The sequence below is a fragment of the Marinobacterium zhoushanense genome (assembly GCF_014641945.1).
In the GTDB taxonomy this organism is placed as follows: Bacteria; Pseudomonadota; Gammaproteobacteria; order Pseudomonadales; family Balneatricaceae; genus Marinobacterium_D; species Marinobacterium_D zhoushanense.
The window spans coordinates 129,002-146,436 of record NZ_BMIJ01000001.1; the positions used below are offsets into that span (position 1 = coordinate 129,002).

A 17,435-nucleotide genomic window follows, 5' to 3' on the forward strand; every position below is an offset into this window, starting at 1 on the left:
CGAACCAGGAAACTCGATGTCAGTGTCTCCCCGTCAGCCCTCCTCCCAGCCTGTCATTGCCGTTATAGGTGGTGGACCAGCGGGCTTGATGGCGGCGGAGCAGATCGCCAACGCAGGTCTTCGGGTCGAGGTGTTCGATGCCAAACCCAGCGTCGCACGCAAATTCCTGCTCGCCGGGATCGGCGGCATGAATATCACCCACGCCGAGCCCTACGATGCCTTTGTCACCCGCTATGGCGAGGCGCAACCAATACTGCAGCCGATGCTGGACGAGCTGACACCGCAGCAGTTGCGCCAGTGGATTCATGAACTGGGAATCGAAACCTTTGTCGGCAGTTCCAACCGTGTATTTCCCACCGGCATGAAAGCCGCCCCGTTACTGCGCGCCTGGTTACACCGCTTGCGTGGACAGGGCGTGGCGTTCCACCCCCGCCACCGCTGGAGGGGCTGGGTCGACAACGACCCGCAACAGGGGTGGAAATTTGAAACGCCCGAAGGTGAGATCTGCCACCGCTTCGACGCCGTGATTCTGGCGCTGGGCGGTGCCAGCTGGGCCAAACTGGGCTCCGACGGCCGCTGGTGCAAACCGCTGCAACAGGCTGGCGTAGAGCTGAATCCGCTGTTACCCAGCAACTGCGGCTTCGAGATGCACTGGAGCCCGTTTATCCAGGAGCGCTTCGGCGGCACCCCGATCAAGAACATCGTCCTGGCGGTCACCGACCGGAACGGCACACGAATCGAGCGCAAGGGGGAGTTCCTGATTACCGGTTACGGTATTGAGGGCAGCCTGGTCTATGCACTCAGCGCCCCGCTGCGCGACCTGTTGTTGCTGGCCGATCCCAAACGCCCGGCTGAGCTGCAACTCGACTGGTTACCGCATTTAAGCCAGGAGGCAATAACCGCCAAGCTTAAACAGCCACGTAAAGGACTCACCTTCGCCAACCTGCTGCGCAAGCGGCTGCACCTGCCGCCAATTGCCCCCGCGTTGCTCAGGGAGTGCTGTCCCGATCTGGCTACACAGGATGCGCCTGCCATAGCCCAAGCGCTTAAAGCGATGCCGCTGCGCCCCACCGCCACCCGTCCGATCGACGAAGCGATCAGCAGCGCGGGCGGCGTCCGCTTCGATGCCGTTAACCGCGATCTGATGCTGAAAAAGTTTCCGGGCATGTTCGTTGCCGGCGAGATGCTGGATTGGGAAGCCCCCACTGGCGGATACCTGCTGACGGCCTGTTTTGCAACGGGTAAACGCGCCGGTCAGGGGCTGGTTCGCTGGTTGACTAGCGACTGATCCGATAACCGATCAGCTGGTCCTTCCACATCTCTGGTACCCAGAGTGTGTTGGAGTCCGCATCCCAGCCCAGGTCGGCGCTGCCCTTCTCCAACTGCAGGATCTGATTGGCGCTGCCATCCGGCAGTACTTGATAGAGTTCGCCGGTCATCCAGTTGCTCAACACCAGCGAGTCGTCGATCTGTACCACACCGTCCCAGTTACCGACCGGTCCATTCGGCATAGGTTTGAAGCGACCATCCTTCGCCGACAGGTTGAGGATATGGCCGGGTTCGCGGGTGCTGAAATCCTGCTGAATGCCGGCACCCCAGGTCACCACCTTGATCTGGTCGCCATCGACATGAATGCCATTGGGGGTGCCCAAACCCTCATCATGGATCCAGAGCTTGAGCGCCCCCTGCTGCAGACGGTAGATGCTGTTACCGAGAAAGTCAGACAGATAAACGGTTCCATCCGCCGCCACTGCGATACCGTTTAGCATCTGGCCTTCGGCAGCCGGGTAGCGGGCCACAATCTGCCCCTGCTGAACGTCGATCACGACCAATTCATGCAGGTCGGCCACGTACAGGCGGTTGTCGAATAGCGCCAGTCCTTTCGGCGCATCCAGCCCCTCAACCCATTTCAGTTCCAACTCGGATCCATCCGGACGTACACGGCTGATATACCCTACGCCATCAGCTTCCATCGGATGGCCGGCGATGTTGCTGACATAGACATAGTTATTGTGCGGATCGGGCTCGGCTGATTCCGGCTGCATGAAGCCAGGGATGGTAACGGTCTCCGTCGCCACCAGCGTCTGGCCATGGCTCATTGAACTGAAGAATAATGCTAAAGGGGCGGCAAGCAATGCCTTGCGTACACTCATATAACCTCCTGTCGAGAGATACGGACTCAATAGGCGAAACGCCTACCCCGTGAAAGCTAAATAAAATAAACTTTTGTAACAACATGCACGCATAAAGGTTAACAATATGCACCCAGAACAGCATTCAACGGTTAGCGAGCCGCACCGAGCGGAGAATTGGGAGCTGCTGAGCGCACTGCGCCGAGCCCTGCGTGCGAAAGGGATCACCTATCGCCAGCTGGCTGAGCAATTGGCTGTTTCCGAGGCTACCATCAAGCGGATGTTCCGCGAGCAGGACTGCACCCTGAGCCGCCTGACCCAGATCTGCGGCGTACTCGGCATCAGCATCTACGATCTGATGGCGGTGGCGCAGCAGCAAGAGGATAGCGCGACCGAGCTGACGCCGGAGCAGGAGGCCTATCTGGCGAGCCACACCGGACACTTCGCCTTCCTGCTTTGTCTGGTGCAGCGCCAGACACCTGAGATGATCCAGGCGCGCCTGGGCTTGAGCGACCTCAGTGTATTTCGCTATCTGCGCGACCTGGATCGTCAGGGGTTTATCGAACTGGGCGCCAACAACCGCTACCGGCTGCTGACCGGCCCCCAGGTGCGCTGGTCGCTTAAGGGTCCGTTGCAACAGAAACTCAAGGAGATCAACCAGATATTTGTCGGTCACGTGATGGATCACAACGAACAGCCCGGTTACGTCTTTCAAAGCAGCTTCCGCTTTATGAGCAATACCACGCTGAATGCGTTCTGCGAGGATCTGCGTCAGTTATCGCTCAAGTACCGCCGCCACTCCGCCCAGGAGGATGCCCTGCTGCCCGCCGATGCTCTGCAAGGGGTTAAGTGGACACTGTGCATCGCCCCCTTTGCGCCGTCGGGAGTGTTGGATATTCCTGAGCTGGCGGGCTAGGCGTGATGCTCAGTCTAATCTCCCGTCTGGCGTTCGTTCCGGCTCTCCCATGAGCTTGGCCCGGTTGTCGATGGCGTAGACCAGTGCGCGGATTGTCAGACTGATTGCCTGGCAGGAACATGTTTTTTCCCGCGGATCTGAACATTATTGATCAGCGATACCAGCACAAAACTGAGCAGCATCAACAGGAACCACGAACTTAGTTTGGCAAGCGACACCATGTGCCATTCTGCCACCTGGTTAGGATAGATCCAGACATTAGCGAAGGTCGCGATGTTTTCAGCAAACCAGATGAAGAGTGCGACCATAAACCACCCGAGCAGAATCGGCATACTGCGATGAGTCGATACCACCCGGTAAAAGATCCTCGTTTTATAAAACAGCATCGCTGTAACCAGCAACAGAAGCCATCTGATATCCCATAGGTAGTGGTGCGTAAAGAAATTTATGTAGATCAGACTGACCAGCACCAACGTCTGCCATTTTGGTGGGTAGCTTGAGTATTCGAATTCGAAAATGCGCCATACCCGCGCGATGTAGCTGCCGACCGCGCTATACATGAAACCGGTAAACAACGGCACATTGCCTATCCCGAACAGGTACTCCTCCGGATATGACCAGGAGCCTATCGCATCAGAGGTCTTGAACAGCTCCATCAGTGTGGCGACAAGGTGGAACACGATAATGACGACGGATTCACGCAGCGTTTCCAGCCTAGTTGCGAGTAACAGCAGCTGGAACAGTATCGCCGATAGAAAAATGAAGTCATAACGGTGGATGCTGTCCAGTGGATACCAGTATCGGGTAAGCACCATAATCGCCAGCAGGAAGCCGCCAAACACGCAGGCGTAAGCCTGCTTCCAGCCGAAGATCCAGAACTCGCGACCAAAGGTTTTCAGATCCATAGGTATCCTGTTACGCAGCTGCCGGTACGTATCTAATCTAATTTGCGGGAGGAAAACCTATTCGCATTAACGCTCAGCCAGAGCCAGCTTGGCGCCCAGCAGGGCGAAGGTCGCCGCAAAACTGCGTTGCATATATTTTGCGACGCGCGGGGAACCCAGCACATGACGCCGAAAGCCGTTGGCCAGCAAACCATACAGCACGAATACCCCCAACGTCATCCCCATGAATACCAGCCCCAGCACAAGCATATGGGTCATCGGCGTCGTGGTAGTCTCGGGCACGAACTGCGGTAAAAAGGCGAGGAAAAACAGCGTAAGCTTGGGGTTCAGAATATTGATCAGAAAGCCCTTGAACGCCAGATCGAACATACTCCGGCCCTGTCCGCCTTGAGTCAACGCCAAACCACTGGTGTGTTTCCACATGCCCCAGGCCAGATAGAGCAGATAGGCGACACCGGCAAACTTGACCACCTGAAACGCCAGCGCACTGGTATGTAGAATCACCGACAGCCCCAGGATAGAGGCCAGCATCGAAGGAAAGATCCCGAAGGTACAACCGATCGCGGCGAAAAGGCTGGCACGCAGGCCCAGGAAAAGGCCGGTGGATATGGTGTACAGCACACCGGTGCCCGGTATCAATACCACCACCAACGACGTAAGCAGGAACTCGGTGCTGAGCATCTTTCCCTCCTTGAAAACAGGTCCTTCGAGTCGTGCAGACAGTATACCGATTAACTGCCCGCTGACAGCGACCGCCCCGGAAAAATCAACCCGGCGTCATCGCCCCACAAAGCGTGCTCACGGGACATAGACGTAAAACCACTTAACGTTCAGCAGAACATGAACAAACTTGGCCGGGTCGGCCATACCCGTAAAGTGCAGATAGGATTTAACGGCGAACTGCTCCGGCGCCATCGCCATGTAGATCTCGCTGATCGAGTCCCCGGATTCCCAGGCCGATACCCCGGCATGCTCGATAATCTGCTGCCGGCGCAGCGCCGGTAACACGGCCAGCTGCGTCACGTAAGCCAGATACTCCTGAGCGGAATTGGACAGTCGCGCATTCGGACTGTTCTGATGAAACAGTGCGTGGGCCACCTCATGAGCCACGACACTGCGATAGTGCACGTGGTCGAAGTGCTGACCGTAAAGCGTCGAAAGTGCGCCCGTCTCAACCATCGACCGCATCGGCATCAGCTTGATCCGACCTTGCGACATATCGTAGCTACCCAATGCCTCGTTGCCGTAGTGCTCGGATACGCTGTCCACCAGGTCGATATCGATGATTCGCGTCGGGGTGACGCCGTAATCCGCCAGAAATGCCAGCGCGGAGGCCGCTCCCTGGCATAGATCCTCCATCGCGACGGGCTGTGCTGAATGGACCTGTACCGGAACGTCTGAACATAGCTCCGAACGCGCCAGAACCGGTGTAAGGAGTAAGGGAAGCACTAGGAAAAGAGTGGTCTTCAGGATTCGTGAGAGGAGGCCCATGGTGACACCTCAAGGATTAGGACGCTCTGATCGCCGGAGATGTGTTGAAGTATAGGGTGAGATTGGAATAGGCGCAGGCATAGAAACCCTGTCCCGGACGCAGCAAACCGGGACAGCAAGATAGCAAACACTTCACAAAGCCCGTCAGTTAGCGGCGGAAGAGCGCTTGTGACTGAGATAAGCCCAAGAGTTTCGTACACCCCAGGCATGTACCAGCCCGATCGCCAGACAGATTAATGAGCTCCACACCCAGAAACCGGCGCCAAGACTATCCACATACGGATGGCTCGACACCAGTGGAACGAAGAAGCCATAGGTACCACGGACGCAGTAAACCGCAGTAATCAATATCAGGCAGACTTTTAACCATGGCAGGCGCGGAATCAGTTTTGCTCCTGAAAAAGCGTAGAGCGCCCAGCCCACCAGAACCGAACAGATGCCCAGCGTGAGGATAGTCGGATAGATCTCCCCCCTTTCCGCCATCAGGGCCATCTCTTCCCCGGCGCCGAAGAATCGATACCAGTCGGGCCCGCCGAAGATAACCGCGATATGCAGAAGTGCGGCTAGCAGACTTAGGATACCGGCGGCAATTAGCGCTTTGTCTCTTTGATACATCGTCCCCTCCTTGGGTAAATCGCATTGTAGTCGGAATAGAGACCAGCATTGACGGAATGAGTTCAGCCTCTCCTGCCGGCCTCATACAGCTCCCACAACTGCTGCTTCTCCAGCCAGAACATCGGGGTGGTTCTGAAGAAGCCGGCCAGTTTCAATGCGGTGTCGGCGCTGATGGCGCGCTGGCCGTTGACGATCTCATTGACGCGGCGGCGGGAGATGCCGAGCTGGCGCGCCAGCTCGGCCTGGGAGATATGCAGGGGAATCAGGTAGCAGCGCTCCAGCAGCCGTCCCGGATGTTCTGGACGACGGCTGTGCCAGAGCGTGAGCGGGTTGGGGGCACGCCGTACCCCCTCAGTCCGGCTTGTCATCCTTGAACATGCGCCAGCCGCCGATCATGGTCGAGATCAGCGATTGGCGGGACATGATATCTTCGCGCACCGCCACATAGACGTGGGTCATGACGAAGATGATGATGTACCACATCCCCAGATGGTGCAGGGTGTGGACATCCTGGCTCTGGCCGACCAGCGGTATCACCCAGCCAAACATCTGATCCGCCCAGCTGCCCGCCCCCTGCCCCTCGCCGTATAGCGCGAAGCCGGTCAGGATCATGAAGGTGTTGCCGATCACGAAGAAGCAGAACATCGCCAGCTGTCCAAGCGGATTGTGGCCGATGTACTTCTTCGGCGTTTTCGCCATAAACAGGTACCAGCGCACCTCGTGCCATACTTCGGACCACCATTTGGCACGCCACACCGGCACGATAAACAGCTCGCGCGAGTGGTTGTTGCCTACAAAGGCCCAGTAGATACGGCCGATGAAAGCGATTGCCAGAATGTAACCCGCCGAGAAGTGGGCGAAGCGGATATAGCCCATCAGGAAGTTGTCGCTCGCCTCCCCCGGCACGCTCGGCAGCGGCGAGCCGATAAAGTAGCCGGTAATGCTCAGTGTCAGGATGCAGAACACGGTGACCCAGTGCCAGAGGCGCAGAGGCGCTTCGTAGACGTAGACCGCTGTCTGCTTGCGTACCCTCTCCTCGCGGTCACCGAGTTCGAGTTGTTTTTCCAGTGCCATCGCGGAATCCTCCACGGGCGTACTTAGCGCACGCCCTTACTGTCAGCGGATCTTCACCTTGGTCAGCTCCTGACCGCCCGGCGACATGACGTGTGTCGAGCAGGCCAGACAGGGGTCGAAGCTGTGCAGGGTACGCAGGATCTCCACCGGCTCATCCGGACGCTCCATCGGCGTGTTCAGCAGCGCTGCTTCAAAGGCACCGATGTTGCCGTTATGGTCGCGTGGCGAGCCGTTCCAGGTAGTCGGCACAATCGCCTGGTAGTTGTCGATCTTGCCGTCCTTGATCTTGATCCAGTGCCCCAGCGCACCGCGCGGTGCCTCATTGATGCCGACGCCCTGCGCCTCTTTCGGCCAGCTGCTCGGATCCCACTTTTCCACGTTGGCGGTGGAACTGTCCCCAGCCTTGATGTTGTTCACCAGTGCATGCCAGTCATCAAGCATGGAATCGGCGCACAGCTCGCACTCCAGCGCCCGCGCCAAGGTGCGGCCCAGCGTCGAGGGCAGGAACTGCTTCAGCCCCAGATCGAGGCCGGTGGACTGGTTGAACGCGGACAGTGAGCGGTCCACCTGCTCCTGCACGTATTCTTTGCCGGAAACGTAGGCGATGATGTAGCGCGCCAGCGGCCCCACCTCCATGGCGTGACCGCGCCAGCGCGGTGCCTTGATCCAGGAGTATTTACCGGACTCGTCCAGCTCCTGGATATTGGTCTTGCTGCCCTTGGTGTTGGGGCCGAGTTCAAAGAGCGGCTCAGTCACCCCTTCCCAGGGGTGCAGCCCCTTGCTCTCGTCACCATCGTAGCTGTACCAGCTGTGGCTGACGAACTCCTGAATCTGCTCCGGATCGCGCACATCCACCGGATGTACCTCGTCCCAGTTACCGTTGACGATGGCACCCGCCGGCAGCAGGTCGGTGGACTTGTCGTAAGGCACCTGGGTGTAGGTACCGTAGGAGAGCACATTCTGCCCTGCCAGACCGCCGCCGTGGAGCCAGTCCTTGTAGATCCCGGCTACGGCCAGCACGTCGGGCAGGTAGACATTCCTGGTGAACTCGCGCGCTTCCTGAATACGCTCCAACACGAAATTCAGGCTGGTCATGTTGACCGGCGCGCCGGCAGCCCCTACGTCGTCCAGATTGATGGCGCAGGCAACGCCGCCGACCATGTAGTTCGGGTGCGGGTTCTTGCCACCGAAGATGGTGTGGATCTTGACGATATCCTTCTGCAGATCCAGCGCTTCCAGGTAGTGCGCCACCGCCATCAGATCGGCCGCCGGCGGCAATTTGTAGGCCGGGTTATCCCAGTAGCCGTTGGAGAACAGACCCAGCTGACCGCTCTCGACAAACTTCTTCAGCCGCGTCTGCACATCACGGAAGTAGCCAGGGCTGGATTTCGGGTGGTGCGGCGACACCATCTGCTGCAGCTCCGAAGTGGCTTTCGGATCCGCCTTCAGCGCGTTGACCGGGTTGACCCAGTCCAGCGCATGCAGGTGGTAGAAGTGCACGATGTGATCATGCACCTGCAGCGTCTTGTCCATCAGGTGGCGGATCAGGTGCGCGTTATAGGGGATCCGGATATCCAGCGCATCCTCCACCGCGCGCACCGAGGTCAACGCGTGGGTGCCGGTGCAGACCCCGCAGATACGCTCAACAAAGGCCCAGGCGTCACGCGGGTCGCGCCCCTTCAGGATCACCTCCAGCCCGCGCCACATGGTGCCGGTGGAAACCGCATTGCGGATGATGTTGTTCTCGTCGACGTTGACCTCGCAGCGCATGTGCCCTTCGATACGGGTCACCGGGTCAACGACGATGCGACGCCCTGAGTTGTCGAGATTAGCGGCGTTCAAATCGCTCATGAATCCTGCTCTCCCTGATCTTTATGACTGCTGGATGCGACCCGCTTGATGGCACTGACGGCGGCATGGGCGGCAATGGCGGCGCCAACACCACCGGCCACAGCGGTGCCGATCTCGTCGGCGTTCTGCTCGATACCGAACTGTTTGATGTTGGTCAGGCGGTCATAGAAGGAGCCCTTGTCCCAGAAACCGTCTTCCGAGCAACCGATACAGCCGTGACCCGCCTGGATCGGGAAGGAAGTGCCCTCGTTCCAACGTACCGTCGAGCAGGCGTTGTAGGTAGTCGGCCCCTTGCAGCCCACCTTGTACAGGCAGTAGCCCTTGCGCGCGTTTTCGTCATCCCAGTGTTCGACGAACTGACCGGCATCGAAGTGCGGACGGCGGTAGCACTTGTCGTGGATACGCTGGCCGTAGAACATCTTCGGACGCCCCTGACGATCCAGTTCCGGAATCTTGCCGAACGTCAGCATGTAGGTGATGACGCCGGTCATGACCTCGGCGATGGGCGGACAGCCCGGTACCTTGATGATCGGTTTGTCGGTGATCACCTTATGGATCGGCACCGCCTGGGTCGGGTTGGGACGTGCAGCTTGCACACAGCCCCAGCTGGCGCAGCTGCCCCAGGCGATCACCGCCTTGGCGTTCTTGGCCGCATGCTTGAGCTGATCCAGAAACGGTTTTCCACCGACAATGCAGAACATGCCATCCTCGTTCAACGGCGGGTTGCCCTCGACGGCGAGGATGTACTCGCCCTTGTACTTCTCAAGGGTCTGTTCGAGTGCCGCTTCCGCCTGATGTCCGGCAGCGGCCATCAGCGTGTCGTCGTAATCCAACGAGATCATCGACAACACCACATCCTTCACCAACGGATGGGCGGAGCGAATAAAGGACTCGGAGCAGCAGGTGCACTCCAGGCCGTGCAGCCAGACCACGGGGGTACGCGGTTTGGTCTCCATCGCGTGGGCGATTTGTGGTGCGAAGCTGGGTCCAAGACCCAGCGCAGCCGCGGTCAGGCTGCTGTACTTCAACAGGCTGCGGCGCGTAATCCCCTGGCGCCGCATCACGTCATAAAAGGTTTCAATCTGGGACATGCCGTACTCCCCTAGGCTGGACCTGCCTTCTGCGGGCGGGTCGCCAGTCAGCTCTTATCGTTCTTGGGCAGAATCGGAAGATCTAGAGCAAGAAATGGCCCAGTTTTTAAAATCCTTTTATTTCAAGCAATTAACTAAAAATCATGATCAACAATTCGGAATAGGAAGACAGGCGAAAACCAAAATGGAAAGTTGTTTGCCAGTTAACAATGTCTGCAAACCCTTAGCCCTTTCTGACAGCCCGAAGGGCTGAGGTACACTCAGCCTCGGTCTTTTGGGCACTGCTTAAAGATCCGGATAGCGCATCCGGTGCACTGCATACTCTTAAACTCGCTATCGATCAACGCTGCAAGAAGGTCATCCGGGGTCTGATAAAAAGAGTCTGTCTCCAACATTCCAGCAACACCCGAGGAAACCAACTCATCGAAAGCAGTGTTTTTCAACTGCACGAGGCTAAGCCGCCCCCCCTGCTCCTGCAGGCGGCGCTTTAAGTCGAGCAACATCTGTGCACCGGACAAATCGATAAAATTAACGCCCGAACAACAAAGCGCCAGGTGCGTGCACTCTGGAGCCGACGTTCTGAACTTTTCGATCTCATCCAGGATGTTGTCGACCGCACCGAAAAACAGCGAACCATCGATCCTCAAGAAGCGGATTGCGGGGCACTGTGTCAGATGAAATCGTTCGACGTTTCGCAAATCCGTACTGGCTTCAAGAGAACGCGGTGCCACGGCAATGACTCTCGGCTTAGAGGTTCGTTTCAGGTAGCCGATAATCGACAAGATGACACCAAGATAGATGGCAAACTCAAGCTGAACGAAAAGGGTCGCGATAAACGTGGTCAGCAACACGATCGTTTCCGAGCGGTTGAAACGCAGTATGGTTTTTATGTGGTGATAATCGATCAGGTTCCACGCTATAAGCAGAACCGCACCGCCCATCGCAGGAAGCGGCAGATAGGCTGTCATTTCAGGCAGAAACAGCAGAATCAGTAGTACAAAAACGGAGGCAAAAAGAGCAGCGACAGGTGTCTTAGCACCGGCGTCAAAATTAACGCCCGAGCGTGTAAATGAGCCTGAACTCGCAAAAGAAGCGCAAAAGCTGCCTACCGTATTGGCCAACCCCTGACCTATGAACTCCTGATTACCGACGATGCGCTGCCCGGATTTTAGTGAGATAGCCCGCGCGATTGACACCGCCTCTACCAGACCCAGTATCGCCAGCGCGAAGGCCCCCGGGAAAAGGTCCGATATCAGTCCAAAAGACAGGTTCGGAACAGTCAACTCGGGCAACCCTGCCGGTACCGCGCCGACGAACGAAACCCCCTTGTCTCCTGCATCAACCAGCCATGCAACCAACATCGCAGCCAGCATGCCGATAAACATGGCAGGCAACTTAGAACTGATTCGTTTACTTATTAAACTTGCCGTTATCGCGGTCAACGCAATCAAGAGAGACCAGTAATTTGTTTCAGGTAGTTTATCGAGCAAAGCCGCCCAGGAGTCGACAAACCCTTGATTACGCCCTGAATGCACACCGATCACATGCGGCAGTTGACTGGTCGCGATCAGCAGAGCAGCGCCGGAGGTGAACCCTATAACGACTGTATGGGATATAAAGTTGACCAGCCCCCCCATTCTGGCCATGCCAAGTGCTAGCTGGATCAGTCCAACCATCAGTGTGAGCGTGAAGACTGAGGAGATAAACTCCGGTGTACCGGGCGACACAACGTTACTTACAACCCCCATCACCACGATCGAGATCGCAGCCGCCGGGCCAGTGATCATATGTTTGGAGGAGCCAAAAAAACTGGCCAATACCGGGACGACAATGGCCGTATATAAGCCGTATTGCGCCGGCAATCCAGCAATCAGCGCATAGGCGATCCCTTGCGGCAGCACAACGATCGCACCTGTCAGCCCCGCCATCAGGTCTGACAGTAAGGTGCTTCCGTTCACCCTGGGCAGCCAGAGGATAAACGGGAATAGTTTGCTCAATGCGTTCAACATGTACTCCGGAGGGGATTCGGCACCCGAACGGGTGCCGAGGCAGTTTTAACGCTGAGGCATATCCTTATAGGAGTACCCCAAACTCACCGTTGCATCTTCCGGAATCGGCGGGATGCTGTCGTTCCAGTCCAGCCACATCCTGCGCATCGCATCGAAGCGCTCAGGCTCCTTATGCCTGAGGTTGGCACGCTCTCGGGCGTCGTTGGTGACGTTGAACAGGTATTCGTTGTCGTCGACCTTCAGATATTTCCAGTCACCAACCCGCACCGCTCGCTGGCTACGATGATTCATCCGCCAGTAGAGAGGACGCTCGAACGCTTCAACTTCGCCATACAGCACAGCGCGCAGATCCACGCCGTCAGTCGCATAGTTCGGATCGGCTTCACCACCACCGATTTTCATCAGCGTGTATGACCAGTCCATCGTCATGCACTGCTGAGCGCTGACCGTGCCGGCCTTGATGGCATTCGGCCAGCATGCAATCCAGGGTACACGAATACCGCCTTCGGTAAGGTCCATCTTGCCGCCAACCAGGGGCCAGTTATCGGAGAAGCGCTCCCCACCGTTATCACTGGTAAACACAATCAACGTATCGTCGGTGAGACCATGCTCCTCCAGTGCCTGCATGATTTGACCTATTCCCTCATCCATATGGTGGATCATGCGCTGATAGGTATGGATATTGCCGCCATCCAGGTGGAACAGATTGGTGAGCTCATTCGCCACAGCCTCATCATCACGGGTCTCCCACGGCCAATGCGGTGCCGTGTAGTGCAGGCTCAGGAAAAAAGGCGTACCGTTTTTCGCCTCCTCGGCCCGACGATGCACCAGATCGACCGCTCGTGCGGAAATCAGATCAGTCAAATAACCAATCTCGTAATGCTCCTCTTCATTGATATAGAGATCGTGATCGCCCTTACCGCTGATATGGTGGAAGTAATCCACGCCACCAGCCATGATGCCGTAGAACTCGTCGTAGCCCGATAAACGGGGACCGAAATGCGGCGGATATCCAAGGTGCCATTTACCGATCAGGCTGGTGTAATAGCCCGCCTTCTTCAGCTGCGAAGGAAGAGTCGGTATATGCGGCGGCAACCCAAGCGTCGGATCGCCTTTTGAACGGCTGTTGATCGGCTCTTCCAGCGCGCCGCGCAGGCGGTACTGATATGCCATGGTCATCAACGCAAAACGGGTGGGTGAACAGACCGGTGAGTTCGAGTAACCCTCGGTAAACATCATCCCCTGCTCTGCCAGCTTATCGATGTTTGGCGAGATCTTACCGAACTGCGCTTCTCGCCCGCCATAACAACCGAGATCCGCGTACCCTAAATCGTCTGCAACTATGTAGATAATATTTGTCATAAGCTTGTTCTTTCTTTCAGTAGATTGTTCCAACCCAAGATCCGACGGTGAGCCGACCAAAGCAGAAACGAGCCGGCAACTCCTATCAGGTCCCAGTGCCCTTCAGGCACAAACATCAAGGCGGCACAGGAAACCCGGAGCAAAACTTCGTTCCACCCCAGTTTTTGATGATCGAAACGGGTCAGTGCGGAGGAGAGCATCAGGATGCACAGTGCCAGTTTTGCCAGCAGCCACAGCCATAGCAGAAATTCAAACTGCACGTGAGCCTGGTCTACGGTCAGCAGAAGGGGGTTGTATGCGAACGCAAATGGGATGATGAAGATCATGATGCCCACACGAGAGGCATCCACAGAGGTACGAATCGGCTTGCCCCCGGAGATCGTTGCCGCCGCATAAGCCGCGATGGCGACCGGCGGGGTAATGGCCGAACCCACCGCGATCAGGAACACAAACATATGTGCGGTAAGTGGATCCAACCCCAACTGCTGCATGGCCGGAATAGCGATCGTCGCGACCGTTACATAAGCCGGCAGTGTCGGCATTCCCATGCCCAGAATGACACATCCCACCGCTGCACATAGAAGCGACGTAAACAACGAGTCTGTAACAAGAGAGCTGAGCAGTACGCCAAACTTAACCGGTACTCCGGTAGCCGACAGCGCTGATATAACGATGCTCACCGCGGCAATGGCCATCAGGAGATTTGCGAACGTGGAGCCCCCCTCAACTAGACATTTAACCAGCTGTATAGGCTTCTTTCTCACTTTCGGATTGACGAAGCTCAACGGGAATAGCAACGCCAACGCCGAAATGGAAGCGCCCGATGGCGATAGACCACCGATCAGCAGTATGACGATCAGCACCAGCGGCCCAAAGATCATCAGCAGATTCAAATAGTCCTGCCGCTCAGGCATCTCAACTTGGTCTGCTTCCTGGGTATCCGTTTTAATGCCCAGACGACGCGTCTCGAAAAAGATCATCGCAAACAGACTCAGGTAGTACGCGATAGCCGGCACCAGGATCGCAATGATGATCGTCAGATAGCTGACGCCTGCAAAGTCCGCCATAACAAGCGCCGCAGCGCCCATGATAGGCGGCATTATCTGACCACCGGTGGAGGCTGATGCTTCGACAGCACCGGCAAAACTGGGAGTAAAACCACGCCGTTTGATCATCGGGATCGTGACGACGCCCGTACCGACCACATTGGCCACGGCACTGCCGGAAACCGTTCCGAAAAGTGCAGAAGAGAGAACCGCAGCATAGGCAGGTCCTCCGGCCGCGCGACGCATCCAATAGAACGCTATACGGATCATCGATTCGCCAGCGCCGACACCTTCCAGCACCGCGCCGAGGATGATAAATGGAAAGACGGTGGTAACGACGATTGAGAAGGTGCTCCCCATGATGCCCGTGTCCAGACTGAACAGCAGGTTTTGGGCAAGCATCTCTTCGACACCGCTATCGACGGTTTTCAGCGGCCCCGGCCACAGATGGCCGGTCCACATGTAGGCGATGCCGAAAATGCCGAGAATCGCGACGGGGATACCCCATATGCGCCAGCAAAAGAAGAGTGCTGCAGCAGCCGATATCACCGATATCCACATCTCATACGTTCCGAACAGGAACATCCCGTCATCGATGTCGCGAGCGATGAAGTAGAACTCAAAGCTTCCCCAGAACAGCGCGGCTGTTGCCAGCACGCCGGCCAGAACCGTCCACCACTGAGCGGGCTCCGCCCGTGTTCCCAGCATATTCAGGAGCACAACCACGACACATAGCATGAAAAACGTTGGCCGGAAGAGGTACATCTCGAACGGGCCTATTCGAAAATCCCCGATTGCGGGCATAACATTGGCCAACCCATAGAGGGTGACCAGCAGTGCGAAAATATAACTTCCGGCCCGAACCAGCCGGTTTTCCTGCAGTAAAATCTGCATAACCTTCACCCTGACAGGGGAAAATCTCCCCATATTGGTAACAGTGCTAATCACTTATATTCGTCCGGGATCTCGATCCCGCGTTCAGCATAGTAACGAGCAGCGCCAGGGTGGATCTTTGCAGCAACACCGACAAAAGGATCGGCACTCACCAAGTGCTTCATCAGAGGATTGCCCTCGGCGATCTTGCTGACGTTTTCGAAGTAGGATTTGGTCAACTGATAGGCGATCTCATCCGACATATCTTCATTAACGCCAATGAACATCAGCGTCTGGAAGGTATAAACATCGGATTCGTTCACCACACCCGGATAGGTACCGGCAGGAATGACGCCGTCGGCCATACCGACAGATTTGGACGGAACACGGTTTTCGGGCTTCACGGACAAAAGGCGGATTGGTCGCTGCAGACTCATCTCAGCAAGCGATTGCGATCCCAAACCAAATGAGCCCACGTACACATCGAACTGGCCATCCTGGAAGCTTTGGGACGCCACACCCCACGGAGCCTTGACCGCCTCATAACTGCCCGGCTCCAACCCGCCGGCTTTTACCAATGCCGTGATCTGTGCGTTGGCGGCCCCTGCCGGAGGCCCAATGTAAACACGCTTGCCAACCGCATCCTCCCAAGACTCTATGCCAGAATCCGCCCAGGTGACCGCGTGATACATACTCGCTGGGAAACCGAACAGGGCACGAACATTCTTTGATAACGCTGACGCCTTCTCTCCCATCTTGGCGTAGGGACCTTTACCGGCTTGGAGCGCATAGAAAGCAGGTGTAGGAACGACAGCGCTATCCAACTTCCCGGTCGCGACCTTCAAGAGGGATTTTGTCAGTGTCTGCCCCATCGAAAGCTGAACATTGATGCCGTCCTCACCCCAATAGCTAGCCATGGTTTGAGGCAACAACCCCACTACGCTTGCAGCAGTAGCAGTTTCCATACCGATATCATTGGCCTGGGCACTGATTGGCATCACCCCCACCGTCAGGGCACACAAAGTCGTGCATAGAACTTTTTTGATCATGTCGGAGTTTCCAAATAATTATTTTTATCAAGACAAGGCTAGTGTACGATCCACACTAGAAATATGTAAAATTCAAATTTAAACCTCTAATATAACAATTTCGTATGGATCCTAAGCATCTTCTCTACCTGTCTGTCGTGCTGGAAAAAGGCTCATTAACCGAGGCGGCAAAACATTTGGCGGTCACTCAGCCCACATTGACTCGAATCATGTCTACCCTTGAGATGCAGGCGGGGGGACAACTGTTCAGTCGCAGTCGCTACGGCGTCAAAGCGACGCCTGTTGGGGAAGCACTTGCACGCGAGGGGCGAGCCATCCAGCGAAACGTGGAGATGGCTCAGCTCATCTCTTCACGCTTCAGTCATGGATACAATCAGGAGATTCGGATTGGTGTCGGGCCGTTGCTGGCAGCTACGATAATTCCGGAAGTGATCAACCAGATAATTTCCGATGTAAAGAAAACGAGTCTGACCATCAACGTCTACCGGCCGACAGTACTGATGGACAAACTGATGGACGGCGAGCTGGACCTGGTCATCGCGCCGGCAGCGGACCTTAGAACCATCGAGCACACGCAACGCACGCTCCTGGGTGATGATCAGTTGGGTATCTTTTGTAGCCGCTCACACCCTCTGGCTCAAAAGAAGGAGCTTACATTAAGAGACTTCTACGATTTCCCGTGGCTTTCTCTGGGGCATGCCTCCCCGTTCGAAAGACAGGTAATGGAGATGTTAAGCGTACGAGGCCTCTCCAATATCCGCACACAACTGATTTTTCGGAACGACGGTCATATGCTTTTACACATTCTAAGCCAGGGGGCATACCTCGCTGTCCTGCCGAGAAAACCAATCCAATGCAGTCTGTACAACGACCAACTCGTTGAACTTGAATTGAATACCGGATTAATTCAGGAGCGGAATCTCTACCTTTGGGCCCGCGACGAGTTTGCCGATCACCCTCTGACGCAGAAGCTGACACAACTGTTTAAAGAAGCGATCGGCGTTGAATGAAACGAAGGCCC

The 17,435-nt window shown here is 56.5% G+C and carries 16 protein-coding genes; 3 read left to right on the forward strand and 13 right to left on the reverse strand.

From position 1 onward, the window contains the following. Positions 1–16 precede the first annotated feature (16 nt). On the forward strand, positions 17–1,288 hold the full coding sequence (locus IEX40_RS00640) for a BaiN/RdsA family NAD(P)/FAD-dependent oxidoreductase (protein WP_188745181.1): 1,272 nt from the start codon (positions 17–19) through the stop codon (positions 1,286–1,288). Here the strand turns inward: IEX40_RS00640 and IEX40_RS00645 are convergent. Beyond that, positions 1,278–2,153 (reverse strand): SMP-30/gluconolactonase/LRE family protein, encoded by an 876-nt coding sequence (locus tag IEX40_RS00645; RefSeq protein WP_188745182.1) that lies wholly within the window; start codon positions 2,151–2,153, stop codon positions 1,278–1,280. The genes IEX40_RS00640 and IEX40_RS00645 overlap by 11 nt on opposite strands. A 106-nt stretch (positions 2,154–2,259) precedes the next feature. Here IEX40_RS00645 and IEX40_RS00650 point away from each other — a divergent pair, with 106 nt between their 5' ends. Further along, complete coding sequence (locus tag IEX40_RS00650) at positions 2,260–3,048, forward strand: helix-turn-helix domain-containing protein (RefSeq protein WP_188745183.1); 789 nt, start codon at positions 2,260–2,262, stop codon at positions 3,046–3,048. Between the two features lie 95 nt (positions 3,049–3,143). Here IEX40_RS00650 and IEX40_RS00655 read toward each other — a convergent pair whose 3' ends face one another. The 12 genes from IEX40_RS00655 to IEX40_RS00710 all read right to left on the reverse strand — a co-directional run bounded on the left by IEX40_RS00655 (position 3,144) and on the right by IEX40_RS00710 (position 16,414). Continuing rightward, a complete protein-coding gene (locus IEX40_RS00655; protein WP_188745184.1) occupies positions 3,144–3,953 on the reverse strand; it encodes a DUF817 domain-containing protein in 810 nt (269 codons plus the stop codon). Between the two features lie 66 nt (positions 3,954–4,019). After that, positions 4,020–4,634 carry a LysE family translocator gene (locus tag IEX40_RS00660; RefSeq protein ID WP_188745185.1) on the reverse strand — a complete coding sequence of 205 codons (615 nt, stop codon included), beginning with the start codon at positions 4,632–4,634 and terminating at the stop codon, positions 4,020–4,022. A 117-nt stretch (positions 4,635–4,751) separates the two neighbouring features. Beyond that, complete coding sequence (locus IEX40_RS00665; RefSeq protein WP_308421582.1) at positions 4,752–5,444, reverse strand: DUF6639 family protein; 693 nt, start codon at positions 5,442–5,444, stop codon at positions 4,752–4,754. Between the two features lie 144 nt (positions 5,445–5,588). Then, positions 5,589–6,059: a hypothetical protein gene (locus IEX40_RS00670; RefSeq protein ID WP_188745187.1), complete on the reverse strand. Its 471-nt coding sequence runs from the start codon at positions 6,057–6,059 to the stop codon at positions 5,589–5,591. Positions 6,060–6,121: 62 nt separating this feature from the next. Further along, positions 6,122–6,427, reverse strand: a complete 306-nt coding sequence (locus IEX40_RS00675) for a HigA family addiction module antitoxin (RefSeq protein ID WP_188745188.1) — start codon at positions 6,425–6,427, stop codon at positions 6,122–6,124. Then, on the reverse strand, positions 6,411–7,133 hold the full coding sequence (cybH, locus tag IEX40_RS00680; RefSeq protein ID WP_188745189.1) for a Ni/Fe-hydrogenase, b-type cytochrome subunit: 723 nt from the start codon (positions 7,131–7,133) through the stop codon (positions 6,411–6,413). Before cybH ends, IEX40_RS00675 begins: the two co-directional genes overlap by 17 nt. A 42-nt stretch (positions 7,134–7,175) precedes the next feature. Then, positions 7,176–8,984, reverse strand: coding sequence for a nickel-dependent hydrogenase large subunit (locus IEX40_RS00685; RefSeq protein WP_188745190.1), 1,809 nt, complete (start codon positions 8,982–8,984; stop codon positions 7,176–7,178). Next, the gene (locus IEX40_RS00690) at positions 8,981–10,075 is read right to left on the reverse strand and encodes a hydrogenase small subunit (protein WP_188745191.1); all 1,095 of its coding nucleotides are present in this window, start codon (positions 10,073–10,075) and stop codon (positions 8,981–8,983) included. Before IEX40_RS00690 ends, IEX40_RS00685 begins: the two co-directional genes overlap by 4 nt. Before the next feature lie 260 nt (positions 10,076–10,335). Beyond that, on the reverse strand, positions 10,336–12,084 hold the full coding sequence (locus IEX40_RS00695; protein ID WP_188745192.1) for a SulP family inorganic anion transporter: 1,749 nt from the start codon (positions 12,082–12,084) through the stop codon (positions 10,336–10,338). A 45-nt stretch (positions 12,085–12,129) separates the two neighbouring features. Further along, positions 12,130–13,446, reverse strand: a complete 1,317-nt coding sequence (locus IEX40_RS00700; RefSeq protein ID WP_188745193.1) for a sulfatase family protein — start codon at positions 13,444–13,446, stop codon at positions 12,130–12,132. After that, on the reverse strand, positions 13,443–15,386 hold the full coding sequence (locus IEX40_RS00705) for a TRAP transporter permease (protein ID WP_188745194.1): 1,944 nt from the start codon (positions 15,384–15,386) through the stop codon (positions 13,443–13,445). Before IEX40_RS00705 ends, IEX40_RS00700 begins: the two co-directional genes overlap by 4 nt. 50 nt (positions 15,387–15,436) lie before the next feature. Then, positions 15,437–16,414 carry a TAXI family TRAP transporter solute-binding subunit gene (locus tag IEX40_RS00710; RefSeq protein ID WP_229680439.1) on the reverse strand — a complete coding sequence of 326 codons (978 nt, stop codon included), beginning with the start codon at positions 16,412–16,414 and terminating at the stop codon, positions 15,437–15,439. A gap of 104 nt (positions 16,415–16,518) precedes the next feature. Here IEX40_RS00710 and IEX40_RS00715 point away from each other — a divergent pair, with 104 nt between their 5' ends. After that, entirely contained in the window at positions 16,519–17,424 is a 906-nt protein-coding gene (locus IEX40_RS00715) for a LysR family transcriptional regulator (protein ID WP_188745195.1), read from the forward strand. The last annotated feature ends 11 nt before the right edge of the window (positions 17,425–17,435 follow it).

Excerpts from the sequence above, each read along its gene's own strand:
- IEX40_RS00640 (WP_188745181.1), top strand. The coding sequence starts at position 17 with ATGTCAGTGTCTCCCCGTCAGCCCTCCTCCCAGCCTGTCATTGCCGTT.
- IEX40_RS00645 (WP_188745182.1), bottom strand. The coding sequence starts at position 2,153 with ATGAGTGTACGCAAGGCATTGCTTGCCGCCCCTTTAGCATTATTCTTC.
- IEX40_RS00650 (WP_188745183.1), top strand. The coding sequence starts at position 2,260 with ATGCACCCAGAACAGCATTCAACGGTTAGCGAGCCGCACCGAGCGGAG.
- IEX40_RS00655 (WP_188745184.1), bottom strand. The coding sequence starts at position 3,953 with ATGGATCTGAAAACCTTTGGTCGCGAGTTCTGGATCTTCGGCTGGAAG.
- IEX40_RS00660 (WP_188745185.1), bottom strand. The coding sequence starts at position 4,634 with ATGCTCAGCACCGAGTTCCTGCTTACGTCGTTGGTGGTGGTATTGATA.
- IEX40_RS00665 (WP_308421582.1), bottom strand. The coding sequence starts at position 5,444 with ATGGGCCTCCTCTCACGAATCCTGAAGACCACTCTTTTCCTAGTGCTT.
- IEX40_RS00670 (WP_188745187.1), bottom strand. The coding sequence starts at position 6,059 with ATGTATCAAAGAGACAAAGCGCTAATTGCCGCCGGTATCCTAAGTCTG.
- IEX40_RS00675 (WP_188745188.1), bottom strand. The coding sequence starts at position 6,427 with ATGACAAGCCGGACTGAGGGGGTACGGCGTGCCCCCAACCCGCTCACG.
- cybH (WP_188745189.1), bottom strand. The coding sequence starts at position 7,133 with ATGGCACTGGAAAAACAACTCGAACTCGGTGACCGCGAGGAGAGGGTA.
- IEX40_RS00685 (WP_188745190.1), bottom strand. The coding sequence starts at position 8,984 with ATGAGCGATTTGAACGCCGCTAATCTCGACAACTCAGGGCGTCGCATC.
- IEX40_RS00690 (WP_188745191.1), bottom strand. The coding sequence starts at position 10,075 with ATGTCCCAGATTGAAACCTTTTATGACGTGATGCGGCGCCAGGGGATT.
- IEX40_RS00695 (WP_188745192.1), bottom strand. The coding sequence starts at position 12,084 with ATGTTGAACGCATTGAGCAAACTATTCCCGTTTATCCTCTGGCTGCCC.
- IEX40_RS00700 (WP_188745193.1), bottom strand. The coding sequence starts at position 13,446 with ATGACAAATATTATCTACATAGTTGCAGACGATTTAGGGTACGCGGAT.
- IEX40_RS00705 (WP_188745194.1), bottom strand. The coding sequence starts at position 15,386 with ATGCAGATTTTACTGCAGGAAAACCGGCTGGTTCGGGCCGGAAGTTAT.
- IEX40_RS00710 (WP_229680439.1), bottom strand. The coding sequence starts at position 16,414 with ATGATCAAAAAAGTTCTATGCACGACTTTGTGTGCCCTGACGGTGGGG.
- IEX40_RS00715 (WP_188745195.1), top strand. The coding sequence starts at position 16,519 with ATGGATCCTAAGCATCTTCTCTACCTGTCTGTCGTGCTGGAAAAAGGC.